The organism is Vibrio spartinae (genome assembly GCF_024347135.1).
In the GTDB taxonomy this organism is placed as follows: domain Bacteria; phylum Pseudomonadota; class Gammaproteobacteria; order Enterobacterales; family Vibrionaceae; genus Vibrio; species Vibrio spartinae.
In genome coordinates this window covers 2,434,830-2,452,593 of record NZ_AP024907.1, presented here as the reverse complement: position 1 = coordinate 2,452,593, position 17,764 = coordinate 2,434,830, and the positions used below count along the sequence as shown (strand labels likewise).

The 17,764-nt window shown below is 46.7% G+C and carries 20 protein-coding genes; 6 read left to right on the top strand and 14 right to left on the bottom strand.

The annotated features are described in order from the left end of the window. Nucleotides 1–38 precede the first annotated feature (38 nt). Both OCU60_RS10715 and OCU60_RS10710 read right to left on the bottom strand, forming a co-directional pair. Nucleotides 39–995, bottom strand: coding sequence for an acyltransferase family protein (locus tag OCU60_RS10715; protein ID WP_074373404.1), 957 nt, complete (start codon nt 993–995; stop codon nt 39–41). A gap of 143 nt (nt 996–1,138) precedes the next feature. Continuing rightward, nucleotides 1,139–1,384, bottom strand: coding sequence for a YgjV family protein (locus OCU60_RS10710; RefSeq protein WP_074373527.1), 246 nt, complete (start codon nt 1,382–1,384; stop codon nt 1,139–1,141). A 192-nt stretch (nt 1,385–1,576) separates the two neighbouring features. Between OCU60_RS10710 and OCU60_RS10705 the strand changes: the two genes are divergently transcribed. Next, a complete protein-coding gene (locus OCU60_RS10705; RefSeq protein WP_235862183.1) occupies nt 1,577–1,954 on the top strand; it encodes a VanZ family protein in 378 nt (125 codons plus the stop codon). 107 nt (nt 1,955–2,061) lie between these two features. On the opposite strand, the gene bioA is transcribed toward OCU60_RS10705, so the two are convergent. Next, a complete protein-coding gene (bioA, locus tag OCU60_RS10700) occupies nt 2,062–3,342 on the bottom strand; it encodes an adenosylmethionine--8-amino-7-oxononanoate transaminase (protein WP_074373529.1) in 1,281 nt (426 codons plus the stop codon). A 114-nt stretch (nt 3,343–3,456) separates the two neighbouring features. On the opposite strand from bioA, the gene bioB reads away from it, so the two are divergent. The 4 genes from bioB to bioD are packed head-to-tail and all read left to right on the top strand — an operon-like array spanning nt 3,457 to nt 7,132. Further along, nucleotides 3,457–4,509, top strand: coding sequence for a biotin synthase BioB (gene bioB, locus OCU60_RS10695; RefSeq protein WP_074373405.1), 1,053 nt, complete (start codon nt 3,457–3,459; stop codon nt 4,507–4,509). Continuing rightward, nucleotides 4,493–5,653, top strand: coding sequence for an 8-amino-7-oxononanoate synthase (gene bioF, locus OCU60_RS10690; RefSeq protein WP_074373406.1), 1,161 nt, complete (start codon nt 4,493–4,495; stop codon nt 5,651–5,653). The genes bioB and bioF overlap by 17 nt, the downstream gene beginning before the upstream one ends. A gap of 1 nt (nt 5,654) precedes the next feature. Next, nucleotides 5,655–6,455, top strand: a complete 801-nt coding sequence (gene bioC / locus OCU60_RS10685; protein ID WP_074373530.1) for a malonyl-ACP O-methyltransferase BioC — start codon at nt 5,655–5,657, stop codon at nt 6,453–6,455. Further along, entirely contained in the window at nt 6,452–7,132 is a 681-nt protein-coding gene (bioD, locus tag OCU60_RS10680; RefSeq protein ID WP_074373407.1) for a dethiobiotin synthase, read from the top strand. Before bioC ends, bioD begins: the two co-directional genes overlap by 4 nt. A 104-nt stretch (nt 7,133–7,236) precedes the next feature. On the opposite strand, the gene OCU60_RS10675 is transcribed toward bioD, so the two are convergent. The 8 genes from OCU60_RS10675 to OCU60_RS10640 form a co-directional block, all read right to left on the bottom strand. Beyond that, on the bottom strand, nt 7,237–7,875 hold the full coding sequence (locus tag OCU60_RS10675) for a DUF1190 family protein (RefSeq protein ID WP_228448856.1): 639 nt from the start codon (nt 7,873–7,875) through the stop codon (nt 7,237–7,239). Nucleotides 7,876–7,882: 7 nt separating this feature from the next. After that, a complete protein-coding gene (locus tag OCU60_RS10670; protein ID WP_074373409.1) occupies nt 7,883–8,299 on the bottom strand; it encodes a DUF350 domain-containing protein in 417 nt (138 codons plus the stop codon). Nucleotides 8,300–8,323: 24 nt separating this feature from the next. Next, nucleotides 8,324–8,962 carry a YjfK family protein gene (locus OCU60_RS10665; RefSeq protein ID WP_074373410.1) on the bottom strand — a complete coding sequence of 213 codons (639 nt, stop codon included), beginning with the start codon at nt 8,960–8,962 and terminating at the stop codon, nt 8,324–8,326. A gap of 61 nt (nt 8,963–9,023) precedes the next feature. Next, nucleotides 9,024–10,052 (bottom strand): potassium channel family protein, encoded by a 1,029-nt coding sequence (locus OCU60_RS10660; RefSeq protein WP_074373411.1) that lies wholly within the window; start codon nt 10,050–10,052, stop codon nt 9,024–9,026. A gap of 82 nt (nt 10,053–10,134) precedes the next feature. Continuing rightward, nucleotides 10,135–10,830, bottom strand: coding sequence for a PspA/IM30 family protein (locus OCU60_RS10655; RefSeq protein ID WP_074373531.1), 696 nt, complete (start codon nt 10,828–10,830; stop codon nt 10,135–10,137). Nucleotides 10,831–10,834: 4 nt separating this feature from the next. Then, nucleotides 10,835–11,227 (bottom strand): DUF2170 family protein, encoded by a 393-nt coding sequence (locus OCU60_RS10650; protein ID WP_074373412.1) that lies wholly within the window; start codon nt 11,225–11,227, stop codon nt 10,835–10,837. Between the two features lie 203 nt (nt 11,228–11,430). Further along, complete coding sequence (locus OCU60_RS10645; protein ID WP_074373413.1) at nt 11,431–12,597, bottom strand: glutathionylspermidine synthase family protein; 1,167 nt, start codon at nt 12,595–12,597, stop codon at nt 11,431–11,433. A 286-nt stretch (nt 12,598–12,883) separates the two neighbouring features. Beyond that, nucleotides 12,884–13,057 (bottom strand): hypothetical protein, encoded by a 174-nt coding sequence (locus OCU60_RS10640; RefSeq protein WP_095533309.1) that lies wholly within the window; start codon nt 13,055–13,057, stop codon nt 12,884–12,886. A 413-nt stretch (nt 13,058–13,470) separates the two neighbouring features. On the opposite strand from OCU60_RS10640, the gene htpX reads away from it, so the two are divergent. Continuing rightward, on the top strand, nt 13,471–14,334 hold the full coding sequence (htpX, locus tag OCU60_RS10635) for a protease HtpX (protein ID WP_074373414.1): 864 nt from the start codon (nt 13,471–13,473) through the stop codon (nt 14,332–14,334). Nucleotides 14,335–14,417: 83 nt separating this feature from the next. On the opposite strand, the gene purB is transcribed toward htpX, so the two are convergent. From purB to mnmA, 3 genes are all read right to left on the bottom strand, one after another. Then, nucleotides 14,418–15,788: an adenylosuccinate lyase gene (purB, locus tag OCU60_RS10630; RefSeq protein WP_074373415.1), complete on the bottom strand. Its 1,371-nt coding sequence runs from the start codon at nt 15,786–15,788 to the stop codon at nt 14,418–14,420. Nucleotides 15,789–15,858: 70 nt separating this feature from the next. After that, nucleotides 15,859–16,476 (bottom strand): high frequency lysogenization protein HflD, encoded by a 618-nt coding sequence (hflD, locus tag OCU60_RS10625; protein ID WP_074373416.1) that lies wholly within the window; start codon nt 16,474–16,476, stop codon nt 15,859–15,861. A 16-nt stretch (nt 16,477–16,492) separates the two neighbouring features. Further along, nucleotides 16,493–17,623, bottom strand: a complete 1,131-nt coding sequence (mnmA, locus tag OCU60_RS10620) for a tRNA 2-thiouridine(34) synthase MnmA (RefSeq protein ID WP_074373417.1) — start codon at nt 17,621–17,623, stop codon at nt 16,493–16,495. Between the last annotated feature and the right edge of the window lie 141 nt (nt 17,624–17,764).

Sequence of the window (17,764 nt, the reverse complement as noted above, 5' to 3'; positions counted from 1 at the left end):
ACCACAGAGATGTGGGGTCCGGGAGCCGTATTTAGTCATTACAAAATATAACCCACCCGTTTATAAACCTGTATCAGTACATAAGAGAAGGCTAGTGATAGCAGCATACATCCGATCGCCATGGGCGTATTTTCCCAATGATGGACTTTCATCAGCACACTCAAACAGAACGGGTGAATCAAATAGATTGCCGTAGAGAGATGCGCTAGATGCTTGTTGGTTGTGGTGCGCTGAGAACGAATCGCCAGCAGGAATAATGCAGGGCAGGCCCATATCAATGAAAGATAGTTGTCAAATACTCCGGTACGAGCGGGTTGGTTGAGATTATACCAGCTCTCTCCCAGTAACAGCCCGATGCCGATCAGTGCTGCGATGAGAAGTGTGCTGGTCGGTGTTTTTGCAAATAGTTGATGTTTGCGGATGAAGAAACCGATATAGAAGAATGGAAAGCCTAACAATAAAAAATTGCGATGGGTAAAACCAATATTGAAAAGCTCATCGGCAAATGTCGAAGACATCAGATGGTAATTGCCGATGTACTGCACTATCACCCCAAGCACAAAACAGAGTAGTGCCAGTTGTGCGCCCGTTCGGGTTCGCTCTCTGAACACATAGGTCATCAGTCCTGCACCGAGCATGCCAACCAAATACCATAGATGGTGATAGCCGACGATCAGTGTTTCGACGACGGTCATCATACCAATGAAATTCAGGGTGAGCGGTTTCATCCAGAAATAAGCATAGAAGATGGTCCAGAACAGATAGAGGATTGCGACTCTTTTACTCCACAGGAGTAACTTGTCTGTGGAGACGATTGAGACGAAGTAATAACCATTGATAATAAAGAAAATCGGGACCGCGATTCTGAAGATACCAGCAGTGATGAGATAGTATCCTTCCGTGGTCAGTTCACTGAGAAAATTACTGTGGATACCGATGACCATCAAAGCCAAGACGATTTTGAAAAGATCTAATGTTAAATTTCTGTTGTACATAAGTCCGGGTAAACTGATTGTAATAAGGACTTACTGTACCATCCTGAATCATGGATAGGGTTTTCATTGTGTCATGTCTCTGAAATAAGACACTCATCACCCATCACTGTCCGTTGCAGCCGGTTTTATCAAATTGGGGGGGCTTAAGCTTTGCTTAGATCCTGACCGGCTTCTGAGCGGGCTTTACGCAGATAGTAAATGTTTGCGCCAGTAATAAACAGGTTTGCCAGTGTTACGGGCCATGAATCAATAATCAGACCGTAAGTAACGAAGAGCAGACAGCCAATACAATTGACGATCCGTAGCTTGATGATATCTTTCATCGTAAATGACAGCGCCACCATCAATGATGCTGCGTAACCAATGATTTCTACTGTATTTGCATTCATTTTGTGATCCTTGTCTGGTTCATTCGCGGGCACTATAACAGTAGAAAATGGCGGTTCAATCCTTTGCCAAAAAATTTGGGAAGGTGAACGATAACGCAATCGTTTGGCCACCCAAAATAAATATTTGCCTTGGTCCGGGCTTCCGCGGAGAATAAGCTCCATGTTGCATTCAGGTCAGTTTAGAGTAAGTCCATGTCTCTTATCACCACATTATTACAACGGGTGAAAACATATTGGTTAATCATCATGGGGTCGATCCTTGTTTCTATCACGGTTTTGTCATTGTGGCCGCTTGCCACTTTACCGACCGTGCCGGGTACCGATAAGGCCCAACATTTAATCGGTTATGCCGCTTTAATGTTTCCGGTGGCGTTCCGGCAGCCCCGGAGGTGGGGATGGATTGGTGTGGCGTTACTTGCCTACAGTGGCGGGATTGAGCTGATTCAACCTTACGTCAATCGTTATGGCGAGTGGTTAGATTTGGCAGCAAATGCCGGTGGGCTGCTCTGTGGCTGGCTGTTGGCTATGGCGCTGAATTTCTGTTGTTCGCGAGGTGTTGCGATTCGCTAAGGCTGTCAGCGCAGGACCGACAACAGTAGCCAATTGTCGCGGTGGGCAAGAGGCTTGACTGCCCACCAGTCATATAACTCATCTGCTCGGATTTTTGAAACAATACATCACTGAAAAAACAGGGTCGGTTGTTGCAATGCCCGTTCAATGGCTTGTACCAACTGAGCCAGATCATCATGGGTCGAAAGGTAAGGTGGCATCAGGTAAATTAATTTGCCAAAAGGACGAATCCAGACCCCTTGACTGACAAAATGAGCTTGAATTTCTGCCATTCTGACGGTCTGATGGGTTTCGACAACGCCAATTGCACCAAGCCAACGAACATCCTTGACCATTTGGTACTGTTGAAGCAGCGGCAGACGGGCTGCAAAAAAATCCTCAATTTGCCGTACTTGAGTTTGCCAGTCGCCGGTTTCAATCAGGCTCAGGCTCGCTTCGGCAACTGCGCAGGCTAACGGGTTTCCCATAAATGTCGGACCATGCATAAAACATTGCGCTTCACCGGAGCAGACCGTCTCAGCAACGTGCCGAGTGGTTAAAGTCGCTGACAAGGTCATGTAACCACCGGTCAGGGCTTTGCCGACACAAAGGATATCCGGTTCAATCTCTGCGTGCTCACAAGCAAACAGTTTCCCCGTCCGGCCAAATCCGGTTGCGATCTCATCGGCAATCAGCAATACATTGAACTGATCACACAGCTTTCTGACTTCCTGCAAGTAGCGAGGATGATAAATCCGCATACCGCCTGCACCTTGAACGATCGGCTCCAGAATGACGGCGGCGATTGTCTGGTGATGTTGTGCAAGTCGGGCGTGAAAATCGTCGATATCCTGTGGATTCCACGGTTCATCAAAGCCGGTTTGTGGCGAGTCTGCAAAGAGATGTTCCGGTAGAAATCCCCGGTACAGACGATGCATCGAATTGTCCGGATCCGTGACTGACATCGCTGCAAAGGTGTCCCCGTGATAGCCGTGACGGAGTGTCAAAAAACGGGGGCGGGATTCTCCGCGACTATGCCAGTATTGAAGCGCCATTTTCAAGGCCACTTCAACCGCAACCGAGCCTGAGTCAGCGAGAAAAACATGTTGTAGCGAGCGGGGAACCAATCGCAGTAACTTTTGACACAAACCGACGGCTGGTTGATGTGTCAGACCGCCAAACATCACATGAGACATGCGTGACAACTGTTCGGTGACGGCTGCGTTCAGTCGGGGATGGTTGTAACCATGAATCGCCGCCCACCAAGAAGACATTCCATCGATCAGTGTTTCACCACTTTCCAGATGAATTTGATTTCCGGCAGCATGACTGACCGGATAGCAATCGAGCGGCGAGAGGGTCGATGTATAAGGGTGCCAGATGTGATTTTGGTCGAAATCCAAATCTATTTTGTTCATATTTTAATCTATTGTAAACTTTGTTTATTTTATTTTGTTGACAGTGTAGCGCTTCTGTTTAGACTAGCCAAGAAAAGTTGTCTGCATAAAAAGAAAGGAATACCCGTGGAAGTTCGTCATGATTGGACGGTTGCAGAAGTGCAATCTTTGCTCAATAAACCCTTCATGGATTTATTGTTTGAAGCCCAGCAAGTACATCGTCATTACCAACCGCATAACTATGTTCAGGTCAGTACACTGCTTTCGATTAAAACCGGTGCATGCCCTGAGGATTGCAAATATTGCCCGCAAAGTGCTCACTATCGCACCGATGTTGATAAAGAACGTCTGATGGCGGTTGAGCGAGTATTGGATGCGGCTCAAAAAGCGAAAACGTCCGGTTCGACTCGCTTTTGTATGGGAGCCGCATGGAAGAACCCGAAAGCACGCGATATGCCACTGTTGAAACAGATGATTTCCGGTGTGAAAGAGATGGGGCTGGAAACCTGTATGACATTGGGAATGCTTACTGCTGAGCAAGCTCAGGAACTGGCGCATGCCGGGCTGGATTATTACAACCATAACCTTGATACCTCCCCTGAGTTTTACGGCAACATTATCACCACCCGAACTTATCAGGATCGTCTTGATACACTGGCTCATGTCCGGGATGCAGGGATGAAGATCTGCGCCGGTGGCATTATCGGCATGGGGGAGAGCACCAATGATCGCGCCGGACTGCTGGTTGAGCTGGCAAACCTACCGACACAACCGGAAAGTGTGCCGATTAATATGCTGGTGAAGGTGAAAGGAACCCCGCTGGAATCCGTTGATGATGTGGATCCCTTTGACTTTATTCGTTTGATTGCAGTTGCGCGCATGATGATGCCCCAGTCCGCTGTGCGTTTGTCCGCCGGACGGGAGCAAATGAACGAACAAATGCAGACGCTCTGTTTTATGGCTGGCGCGAACTCTATTTTCTATGGTTGTAAATTACTGACGACGCCTAATCCGGCAGAAGACAGCGACATGCAACTGTTTCGTAAACTGGGGATTAATCGCCAGCAAGTGGTACAGAAACCGGACGAGATTGAGGAAAATGAGTTACTGGATCGCGTGGTTGAACGTGTTGCATCGCGTCCCGGAAAAGATGACCTATTCTATGAAGCTGGCATTTAAACAACGCTTGAAGCACGCATTAGTTGAGCGCGCAGCGCGAGGATTAACGCGGGAGCTGATACCACTTGCACGCCAAAACGGGGCGCAGTTTGTTCATCAAGGGAATCAATACCTTAATTTTTCCAGTAACGATTATCTCGGACTTGCCACCGACCCGACCCTGATTGCGGCATGGCAGGAAGGACTCAGTCGTTACGGATGTGGCAGCGGTGCCTCACCGTTAGTGACGGGCTTCCATCAGACGCATCAAACGCTCGAAGCCATGTTGTGTGAATGGTTGGGATATGAGCGGGCGATTTTGTTTAATTCCGGGTTTAGTGCCAATCAAGCGGTGTTATTGAGTCTGCTACAGCGCGGAGATTTACTGCTTCAGGATCGCTTGAATCACGCCTCTCTGATGGAAGCGGGTACACTTTCAGCAGCCACGATGAAGCGCTTTCGCCATAATGATGTCGCCCATGTGTCTGCACTGTTGTCCGCAGAACACACCAATGTCGTGGTCACCGAAGGCGTGTTCAGTATGGATGGCGATTGTGCACCGCTCGCTGAATTAAGCACTTGCGTGCAACATCGAGCAGTCTTGATGGTTGATGATGCCCATGGCATCGGGGTACTGGGTGAGCGTGGCATGGGCAGCTGCGCTGCTGCGGGGATTCACCCCGATCTGCTGGTTGTGACATTCGGCAAAGCATTTGGTCTCTCTGGCGCTGCGGTGCTGTGTGATCGGGACACTGGGGATTATCTGACTCAGTTTGCACGGCATCATGTCTATTCGACCGCCATTCCGCCGGCACAAGCTTATGCGCTGAGTCGAGCCATTGAGATGATTCAACAAGATCAGTGGCGGCGTGACAAACTCCGGCAATTGCAGGCGCTATATCATACCCATCTCGCTTGGCATACGGCGGCTTCGCTGTCACAAACCCCCATTCAGCCCCTAATTATAGGCAGTAACGCACGGACGTTACAGTTGGCGAGCGCACTGCGGGAACAGGGGATTTGGGTCAGTGCAATCCGTCCGCCAACGGTGCCGGAAGGTACCGCAAGATTAAGAGTGACCTTGACGGCGGGGCACAGTGAGGCTCAGGTTCGTCAACTGGCAGTGACATTGCAGCAAGTAATGGCGCGGATCGGTGAATATTGATATGGTCCAACGCTCTTTATCATCGTTCGATTCCCGGAGAAAAGCGCGCATTGCCGCAGCATTTGGTAAAGCAGCGCAAAGCTATGATCGCCATGCGGCTTTTCAGCGTGACGTCGGGCAGCAACTTCTCAATGAGTTACCACCGGATTTACGCGGCTGTGTTGTTTTGGATCTTGGCTGTGGAACAGGGTTCTTTTCGGAACAGATGCGTCAGCGAGGCGCTGAGGTCATTTGTGCTGATCTGTCACAGGATATGTTGGCTCAAGCCAGACAACGCTGCGGCATGTCCGGATTTGAATACTACCACTGTGATGCTGAAGCGTTGCCTTTGGCCGATCACAGTGTGGATATTGTGTTCTCTAGTTTAGCACTGCAATGGTGTGAATCGTTGTCGGTTCCGTTGCGGGAAATCAAACGGGTTCTTAAACCGGCCGGGAAGGGCTATTTCTCGATTCTCGTTGCCGGCTCTCTTGTCGAACTGGAACAAGCTTGGGCGAAGGTTGATTCCGCCCAACATGTGAACCGCTTTATCTCTGAGAATGCGGTAAAAATTGCGTTAGCGCAAGCTGAGTGCACACCGTATCAGATAGACTTATCTTCGTTCAGGCTCTGGTACGACTCAGCAATGCATCTCATGAAAGATCTAAAAGGCATTGGTGCAACACATATTGACGGGCGGACGAATCGACCAATCAGTCATCGGATGCTTGCTCAGGTTGAGGCGGCATATCAAACATTTGCTAACCGAGAAGGGCTACTTCCTGCTACTTATCAGGTTTGTTTTGGGGTTATTCATCAATGATCGACGCATTATTTATTGCAGGTACAGATACGGATGTCGGTAAAACGGTCGCATCAAAAGCGATCTTACAGGCACTTGCTGCCAAGGATTTAAAAACGATAGGTTATAAACCTGTGGCGTCAGGATGTGAGAAAACTGAAACCGGTTTTCGTAATTCTGATGCGTTACATCTCATTAAGGTTTCTACTTGTCAGAGTGATTATGACAATGTTAATCCTTATGCACTCGAATTAGCGACATCGCCACACATTGCCGCGAAACATGCGGGGGTTGCGATCGACTTTTCAGTCTTAAGTGACAAGCTGGCGCAGCATAAAGCCAATTCCGATATTGTTGTGATTGAAGGTGCAGGCGGCTGGCGTGTGCCAGTGTCAGATACGGTGTGTTTGTCTGACTGGGTGAAACAGGAACGCGTGCCTGTCGTTTTGGTGGTTGGTATCCAGTTGGGGTGTCTGAATCATGCGATGCTGACTGCAGAAAGCATTCGGGCGGATGGTTTGGAGATTATCGGATGGGTGGCAAATCGGATTAATCCGGGGACTGAGCATTACGCCGATATTATCGAGATGCTGGAACAGAAAATGAACGCACCGAAGCTGGGGGAGATCCCTTATGTCCCAAGTGCGAAACGTCAGGCGCTGGGACGGTTTATTGATGTCGCACCGTTGTTGATTTAAACCAACTCATCACCAGTCAGTCACGATAAAAAATGCCGAGAAAATCTCGGCATTTTTTATCGTGTGAGGGTTGTGTTTGCGCCTCACTTTGCATCGCGGCTCTGTTAGCCTCCCCAGCTCCGTCTGGAAGAACCGAAGCTGCGACTTGAAGAACTGCCCCAGCTTGATTTGGCTGATGAGGTCGAGCCAAAACCACCACGGGAGATTGTGCGGGTCACGGTTGGCTTAGGTTTCATTTGATCGCGATGAATTTTAACCGGATTGGTTCGATAACTTGAGCTGCCATAACTATTCCCGTTCGCGCTGCGCCATTGACGGTAATAAGGGCTGTTAGGGTAATCGGAGTAGAACATCGGTTGTGAATAATAAGACCGGGGACCATCTAACATTCTGGCAAACATAAATCCAGCCATGGCTGGCATAAACCAGTTGTGATGATTTGGATCCGAGCGACACATATCAACACCAAAATCGGCAATACACTCATTGAGTGAATTGTATCGGGGAGCGGTCCGGGCTGATTCTGACACAGCATTTTGGTAAGCAGCCTTACATTCAGAGGTGTAGCTCGGGTTTTCGTTGATACAGTCATTCACATTCTTATAAATGACGGCATCTTTACCGCTGTCACCACAACCGGACAACGCAAGTCCGGCAATTGCAACGGTAATCGGGGCATAAGCGGCACAACGCCAGTCTTTCTTCATGTGTGCCAGAACAACTTGTTTACTTCTTTTCATCATCCGGCTCCTAGTAGGTCATACAGGCCGCATTTAACAGACCGACAGAGACAGACATCGCGGCCATCATAATGGCTGCGGGGATTTCTCCGGCTTCAATGCGCTCAGCGAGTTTTGGCATAAAACCAAAGCGAACCACCAGAAAAGCGACAATCTGGGCAATCAGCGCGACCACACTCCAGACACAAAAGTCAACGAGGTTTACCGAGTTGCTGGCAGCACCGGCAAGCGCCAGAGAAAAACCGATCATTGAACCGGATAAGGCAATTCCGGCTGCGGTATTTTTATCATCTTTGACCAGTTTCCACTCATCATAAGGAGTAATTCGCACATAGATCAGCTTAAACAGAATCAGAAAGACCAGCGATATCACAAAGTAAAGTGAAAAATTGCCTAGTCCAAGGAGTGAATGACGTATAAGTTCCATAAATATTTCCTAATACAGCTATGATTATCCAATGATTTTAAAATCAGTCGGGGTGAGTTCAAAATAAGTGCTTAATACCAGACAGTGTTCAGCGTTGTACTGATTGATCACTTCTTCTCCAGCCACCATCAAGCCTTCAAAATAACCAGATTCAGTCTCACGTTCGTAAACCATGACAAACTGGTCGGTTTCAGTCACTGAGCCATCTTTGTGCCAGGTTTTTTCTGTCATGGCGACGGGCACAATATTATCCCAGGCTTTTTGAAATTGCTGACCTTCTAATGACCAGTCTGCTTTGACGATGCCACTTTCAAGAAGCGTCTGCCATTGATTTTCGGTATCGATTGGTGAAGTGTCATAGTAATAAAACATTTTGACTTCACGGACATCGGCATCTTGCGTCCCTTCTTGTAAGACCTGCACATAACCATCGTCATCGGTATAAAAGCGCAGTAAACGAGTTTGTTCGTCCAGTTTAACCTCACCGACCGCTTGAATCAGTTGTGTAGGTGCGACGCCTTCGATAATTAATTCTGGTTCGACTAACTTGAGTTTAAGGGCATCAAACTCAAATGCGCCTCCCAGACGAAAACCGAGCACTTCAGGTACTGTCGGCTCAGATGTTTGTGAATCAGTTACTTTATTCTTCAGCCAGCTAAACATTGTATCACCTTGATTAAAGTCATGACGATGCGCTGAATAACGAGCGCTTATTCAAGCGAAGTTAAACAGACCATCGGAATTGATGAATGCGTTTTTCAGCGATATAAAAGAGTTTGTCACCACCGGTTATCGATGTATTCAGTGGCGGGTTGAGTTCAATCCCTTGTCCGCGATCAACCGCAATCAGAATGGCCTCATATTGCTGCTTGAATTGCAGAAATAACGCTTCAAGCGATGTTTGGCTCTGTCCGGCCGGATAGAGAACTGAATATTGGGTCATTCCTTTTTCTGAACTGAGCAATTCATGATGAAGTGTACTTGAGCCCGGATCAACCGCTGCTTTGGCGAGCATTTCGATCGACACAGAAGGAATGCATTCGACATTCGGACAGTGGTGTTTCAGGAGCGTGCTGAGTCCTTCGTCATTAAAATAAGCCAGAATATGAGCATTCGGATTTTGGCCCGAACAGAATAAAGCGGCAGAGAGGGTAATATCATCTTCTGGGTTATCAATGATGATACAGCTTGCATTTTGGACACCAGCCCGGTTCATGCCAGCCTGATCGGTGAAGCTGGTCACGCGGACGAATTCTATTTCTCCGGGACGAGGGTTCTCGATTTCCGGGCGGACACAAAGCACAATTGCATGGGGTGTCTCTTGTTCGTGTTGTAGCATATTGAGCAGGTGAAGGGTGCGTTGTTCGTTCCAGCCCAATACTAAAATATGGTCATTCACTTTAATTTTCCGTTTGCCAAGTAAACTACGTTTCCAGTACAGAATGAACAGCGTGGCGACGCGACCAACCGTCAGGGCAAATATCCCCAGTCCGATCGGAATAATAAACAATGCGACAAACCATTTACCGGCATCGGTCACAGGTGAAAAATCACCATAACCGACTGTTGAAGACGTCACGACGAGATAGTAAACGAAATCGGTAAATGATTGTGTAATTGCTGTCTCGCCTATAGCATTCATTCCCAGCCAGCTAATCAGCAGATAACCACCAAATGCAAGAATAATATTCTTATCGTTCATCTGGGTAATTTGTGTATATATCCAACGTCTTAATTGAATAAAGATAGGCATAATTGTTTAGTTCTGTTGCAGTGAGGATCACGGTGTGTGGCAGTTGTTCAACACAACTGCCACTCTGTGAAAAAACGTGACCTTATGACTGGCCGCCTTTCAGGATACGTTCAAGTTCATCATTGGCTGAACTTGTTCCACCCGCGGTAATACCGGCTTCTGCCAGTTTGCGATCCAGACTTTGGTTACTATTCTCTTCGGCCATTTCTGCGGCGGCTTCTAATTGAGCACTCCGTTCAGTCTGACGTTTCTTAATCCGCTCTAGCGATTCAACGGCAGTATGCATTTTTGCGTTGGCACCGACGTTCGTCGCTGAAACAGCACTTTGTGCTTTTTGCACCGCTTCATTGGCTTTGACCACATCGATTTGCTGTTCCAATTGGCGGAGCTTACTTTTCGCCTGCGTGATATTGGTCCGCATCACTTGCTCAGATTTCTTAAACTCTCCGAGATAGTTATTTTCCACGGAAGATTCATTTCTGAGTTCGGCAACTTTTTGAGCACATTCAAGTGCGAGCTCTTGCGAACCTTTTTCCATCGCATTGCGAGCATGGGTTTCGTATTCTGCGATCCCTTGTTCCAGCGAGGCTATTTTTTGTTCGGACAGCTTACGTTTCGCGACAATACCGACCAGTGCTTCATCTGAACGTTTCAACTCTACTTTCGCTTCTCGAATTTCTTGATCCAAAATACGCAGTGCTTGTTGATCGACAATCGCTTCTGCTGTTTCGTTGGCTCCGCCTTTAATCGCGGTAAATAATTTTTTCCAGACACTCATCATATTACTCCGTGACTAATTCTTCCTGATACAACTCGATAAATGCTTCAACATTACGAAACAGGGTTTCAACCTCAATGAGGATGCTTTCTGCTTTGGACTGAGATGACAACGCGCCGAAAGCCACGTAATAATCTGCCTGATTGATCTCGTTAATCGCAATGGTTGAAAGGGGGAACATCTTGTGCGTTTTTAGAATCAGTGCATTGAGTTGTGCCTGATCTTTGGCATGTGTGGCTGGAAATAACACCACTTCAGCAAGAATCTGTTCACCAGCAACTGCAATATAAGCTTGAATACCGTCAGCATTGGTTACAATCAGAGCATCTCCCTGAGTTTGAACTTGCCAATCGTCGTTGTGTTGAAGAATGGGCATCATTTCATGAATTTGCCACATAGGTTTCTCCTTGTATTTGAAAGTACAATCAACTAAAGATCAGGCCGTGATTGACAGCCTGAAAGACTGGAATGTTGATGCATTTCATTTTGTTATTTATGGTTGATGCTACCTTGTCACTATCAAAGGTAAACAACAACCCCCTACATTATTTTTTATCGGTCAAAAAGTTGATGATATCCGCAGCTTGGTGGTTATCTTTGTCAGTCAATAATAATATGTGGCACATAACGTGACATATCCTGTGTGACCCGCGAAACATCTTCCCGGATAGAAATGCCTGCCGCTTCCTGATTGACTAACCAACTACCGACTAAGGTATAGTGTTGTCCGAATTTCGGTAAAGGATGATAAGCCTGATAGATCACGCCCTCATCGCCATACGGCCCCTCGGTTCTGAGCGTCTGACGGCCATTCTGGACGATGGTAATATTTGCCCCTTCCCGGGCAAAAATAGGTTTAATCACATAGTCCTTCAGCGTGCCCAGATCTTTGTCATCGGCAAAGTAGGCCGGTAACAGATTCGGATGGTTCGGAAACATTTTCCATAGCAAAGGTAGCAATGCTTTGTTACTGATAATTGACTTCCACATCGGTTCTAACCAGTTGACCGAAGCTGTCTGAATATTGGCTGCGTATTCTTCCCGGAACATGAATTCCCAAGGATAGAGTTTAAATATCCAATGGATCGGTTTATCGGTTAAATCAGTGAATTGACCTTGGGTGTTTAGCCCAATATCTTCGACATAAACAAAAGTGGTGGAGAGCCCGGCCTCTCGCGCACAATCTTCCAAATATTGAACGGTGCCGCGATCCTCGACGGAGTCTTTACAACAACAGAGATGAAGTGTCTGACCGGGCTGGTAGGTTGCCAATTGTTGAAAGCGGCTGATCAGCAGCTCTTGCAGTAAATTACATTGATCGGCATCGCGGCGGATTTTTCCGTGGTTGACCATATCTTCCAGCCATAACCACTGCCAGAATGCGGTTTCGTAAAGGCTGGTGGGTGTATCTGCATTATTTTCATACAATTTGGCAGGTTGCGTACCGTTGTATGCAAAATCGACGCGAGAATACAGGGACGGCTCACGTTTTTGCCATGAATCATACAAGCCTTGCCACATGGGCTCCGGGATTTGGAATTTACGGAGCCAGTATTCATTCCCAACTACGCTATCAACAACTTCCAGACACATTTGATGAATGTCTTCGGTTGGCTTTTCTAAGTCATCTTCGATTTGTTTGAGTGTGAACTGGTAATAGGCCGTTTCATCCCAGTAAGGTTCGCCATAAGCGGTATGAAATCCAAAGCCGAATTTTTTAGCTAAATCCCGCCAGTGTGGCCGTTCCTCGGTATTTAATCGAAGCATTGTTATATCGCTATGATCCGTTGTGGTTGGCAAATTGTCCGAATAATGAGCTATCGGATCGATAAAATATCTAAAATTCAATCAATTGTATGAGTTTTACTGAGTATGCTTCAAGTGATTTATTGAATAGTAATGAAAAATATCAACAGATATCAATATTATTGGTTTTAGATGAGACTTGATTGGTAGGCAAATGTTCCGAGAAAATGCAAGCAACGAGTTGATAGCTGGCTCATAAAAACCAAAGCCGTCATCTTGCAAGATGACGGCTTTAGGGGAGAAAACGCTAGTGGGTTGCCGGATAAGTATATTGAGCAGACTTCGTATGTACTTGATTTTGTGTCTTTTGCTCATATATCGGTTGGTCTATACCGAGCTGTTGTTTCGCTTCTTCCTCGGACAAGCCCAAATGACAGCGTAATAAATCAATAGCCATTTGATAGTTGTTAGCTTCTGACATGACGGTTTCCTTTTTTATCATGTATGGAACGACATCGTACACGCTAAAAGTAGATGGCTTTCCGTAAATTGACAATAAGACTAAAGTCTAATTTATCGGACTGTTTTTATCACTGGGTGATGACCGTTCCTGCGTTCGGGCATTGCAGTGGTGTTGCTCATTGGTGTGCTCAATCCGAGCCCGGTTGGCGTGACGTTGTCATCAAATGTTGCAATTTACCGCTTCACCTTGTTTTTGAAATAGACGACCATACTTATGGATATATGGGTCAGTACGCTTTATTTGGTGGTGAACAAAAATTTACGACGAATAAAAATGGCGGACGGCTCTGTATAACAATTCAATAATAGATCGTGACGGCGTGAATTCAGCGAGCGGTCAACTTGTGTATGTTTCTCATGGGAGAGTGAGTCATGAAACGCATTTTGTTATTTTTGGCAACCAACCTTGCTGTCATATTGGTGCTCAGTATTGTCTTGAATGTTGTTTATGCCATGACGGGGATCAGACCGGGGAGTTTATCCGGCTTACTGGTGCTGGCCGCGGTGTTTGGTTTTGGCGGATCACTGATTTCATTGCTGATGTCTAAAGGTATCGCATTACGTTCTGTCGGTGGCATGGTGGTTGAGAATCCAAGAAATGAGACTGAACACTGGCTATTTGAGACCGTGAAGCGTCAGGCAAAGCTGGTGGGGGTCGGTATGCCGACCGTCGCAATTTATGATTCACCCGACATGAATGCATTTGCGACCGGAGCAAAGCGCAACAATTCATTGATTGCGGTTTCTACCGGTCTATTGCACAACATGACCCGGGATGAAGCGGAAGCCGTATTGGCCCATGAAATGAGTCATGTCGCGAATGGCGATATGGTGACCATGACGCTACTTCAGGGGGTAGTTAATACATTCGTCATCTTTATGGCGCGTTTTATCGCTGGCATTGTCTCTTCTCGGGATTCCGATGAAGGGGACAGTGGTAATCCAATGGTTTACTTTGCGGTCTCCATCGTTTTGGAGCTCGTGTTTGGTATTTTGGCGAGCATGATTACGATGTGGTATAGCCGCCATCGGGAATTCCATGCGGATGCCGGTGCAGCCCAACTGGTTGGTAAACAGAAAATGATTGCAGCTTTAGAGCGCTTGAGAATGAGCCACGAGTCTCAGCTGGAAGGCTCAATGATGGCATTTGGTATCAATGGGAAGCGTTCTCTGACCGAACTATTGATGAGTCATCCACCACTGGAAAAAAGAATTGCAGCATTACGTCAACTGTAATGTGAAGTGACTTCGCAGATCAAAAAGGCTTCCAGACGGAAGCCTTTTTTCTGACAATTTTTTTAACCGAAGTCGCACCGAACTTAGAGTTTGTCCGTGAGTTCGATAGCCTGACCGATATAACTTGCCGGCGTCATCTGCTTCAGACGTGCTTTTTCTGCTTCAGGGATCTCGAGCCCCTCAATAAACTGACGCATCGCTTCGCCGTCAACGCGTTTGCCGCGAGTGAGTTCTTTCAGTTTTTCATAAGGTTTTTCGATACCGTAACGACGCATCACGGTCTGGACAGGTTCTGCAAGAACTTCCCAGTTTTGGTCTAACTCGGCCAGCAATGCTTCACGGTTGAGTTCGAGTTTGCTAATGCCTTTCATTGTTGAACTATACGCAATCACGGCATAGCCGACACCCACGCCGAGATTACGGAGTACGGTTGAATCGGTTAAGTCACGCTGCCAGCGTGAAATCGGCAGTTTTTGTGCCAAATGCGAGAACACGGCATTGGCTAACCCGAGGTTGCCTTCTGAGTTTTCAAAATCAATCGGGTTAACTTTGTGTGGCATGGTCGAAGAACCAATTTCACCCGCAATGGTTCTTTGTTTGAAGTGACCCAGTGCTATATAACCCCAGACATCCCGATCAAAATCAATCAAGATGGTGTTGAAACGGGCAATCGCATCAAATAGTTCAGCGATATAATCGTGCGGCTCGATTTGAGTTGTGTATGGGTTCCATTTCACACCAAGAGACTCGGTGATGAACGACTCACTGAATTGATGCCAGTCCAATTCAGGATAAGCTGATAAATGAGCGTTGTAGTTGCCGACAGCACCATTAATTTTTGCCAAAATCTCAATATTCGCAATTTGCTGGTACTGACGCTCCATACGATAGGCGACGTTGGCCATCTCTTTGCCCATTGTACTTGGTGATGCCGGTTGACCATGCGTACGGGAAAGCAGGGGAATATCGCGGTATTCTTCTGCCAGCGCCCGAATGGCATCAATAATTTTGCGAATTTCAGGGAGAATCACGGTCTCTCTGGCTTCTTTGAGCATCAGCGCATGAGAAGTGTTGTTGATATCCTCAGAAGTACATGCGAAATGGATAAACTCGCTCACCGCATTCAATTCAGGATGTGCCGATACTTTCTCTTTCAGGAAATACTCAACCGCTTTTACATCGTGATTGGTCGTACGCTCAATCTCTTTGATTCTCTCTGCATCCGCTTCACTGAAGTTGGCTGCAATCTCATTCAGAATATTATTTGCTTCTTGGCTGAAGGCAGGGACTTCTTGGATGCCGGGGGTGCTGGATAGCTTCTGTAACCAACGGACTTCAACGATAGTTCGATACTTTAGGAGGCCATATTCACTAAAGATACTGCGTAACGCAATCGTTTTACTTCCGTAACGGCCATCTACCGGTGAAACAGCAGTCAGTGCTGACAGTTCCATGTTTTTCTCCTGAATATTGATATTGAGTTAGATTTGAGAGTGAATTTAGTTCGCCTGAACGCGAGATATTTTAAATTCGGGCTAAAAGAATTCTAGCCTGTTCGACCATTTTCTTCCGGCCAAAAATAAGATGACGGCGTTTGCCATCGACTTGACGCCATAAAACTGCACTTCTGATCCCGGCAAGGAGTAAAGCACGGACTTTATGTTGATTCGAGGTTTGTTGTAACACAGATGGGGTGCCAGTGACTTGAATGCGTGGACCAATTGGACTGATAACATCCAGATAAACACTGGCAATATTACTCATCATCTGTTCATCTAGAATCTCGAAGTGAGCGGATTGGCGTTCGAGCATTTCAAGGCGATCACCGAGTTGTGACATTGCATCCCGACGATTATTCAGTTTACGCTCCAAGGCCATCAGGCTAATAATATAGCGTGTCAGTTCACTACCGGAGGGGGTGCTGTCCAGTCCCTTCGTCAGACATTCAAGCCCGACTTTAAGGTTCGCTTCGTTTCCAAACACATCAATGGTACTGGTTGGATTCATGTTCAGAATTGCTTTGATTGAAGTTTCAAAGGCGTCAGAATCACAGTAACCGTTTTTCGCAACCTGTTGTACCAGAAATGCTGCCTGACAAATTCCTGCAAAAGCGATGGTGCGGTCATAGTTTGTGTTCGCCACGTAAAACTCCTGAATCTTATAATGCGGTGTATGGAATTCGTGTCTCGATGACCCCGCCACCGAGACAGACATCACCGAGATAGAATACAGCAGACTGTCCTGGTGTCACAGCGATTTGAGGCTCATCAAAGATGACTTTCAGTTTGCCATTATCGGCAGGGATGATAGTACATGGGATATCTGTTTGACGATAGCGCGTTTTCACGGTGCATTTAAACGGATTCTCCGGTATGAGACGATTCACCCAGTGTAGTTGTGCAGCAATCAATCCTTCAGATTTTAACAGCGGATGATCGGTCCCCTGAACTGCGATCAGCACATTGCGTTGTAAATCTTTTTCGGCAACATACCAAGGTTGTTCACTACTGTCTTTTAGCCCACCGATATGGAGACCTTTGCGTTGCCCAAGTGTATGGTACATCAGCCCTTGATGTTCACCGATGACTTTACCTTCTGGCGTTTCTATCTTACCCGGCTGAGCAGGAAGATAACGTGACAAGAAATCAGTAAATTTTCTTTCCCCGATAAAGCAGATCCCTGTGGAGTCTTTCTTTTTCGCGGTAATCAAACCTTGTTCTTCAGCGATCTGACGGACTTGTGGTTTTTCCAGCTCACCGACCGGGAACAGGCTTTTAGCAATCTGTTCGTGGCTTAAGGTATAGAGGAAATAACTCTGATCTTTATTGTTGTCTAAGCCTCTTAACATCTGTGGCTTGTCATGACCAGACGGGAATGTCCGACGGACATAATGTCCCATGGCAATGTAGTCGGCATCGAGAATCTCTTCAGCAAACTCCAAAAAGGCTTTGAACTTGATTTCTTTATTGCACAGAATATCGGGATTTGGTGTTCTTCCCGCTTGATATTCGGCAAGGAAATATTCGAATACATTATCCCAGTATTCAGCAGCAAAATTGATCGTATGAAGATAAATACCTAACTTATCGCAAACAGCCTGAGCATCAGCCAGATCTTCGGCTGCGGTACAGTATTCTTCGTTATCGTCTTCTTCCCAGTTTTTCATGAACAGGCCTTCAACTTGATAGCCTTGTTGCTGGAGAAGAAAAGCTGAAACGGATGAATCAACCCCGCCAGACATGCCGACGATAACTTTTTTCTGTGTGTTTGCTTCTCGGTTTTCTAACATCTCTCAATACCACTTGTTCTGTTGAGGCAGCTGATTCTATCAGAAAGAATGTGGCGGTTACAGCTTGATCTGGCGTGGTTATCTTGAGGGGTTGAGGTCAATCTGCGCTGGGTGTATTCCGCTCAGAATCAATCGATTGTA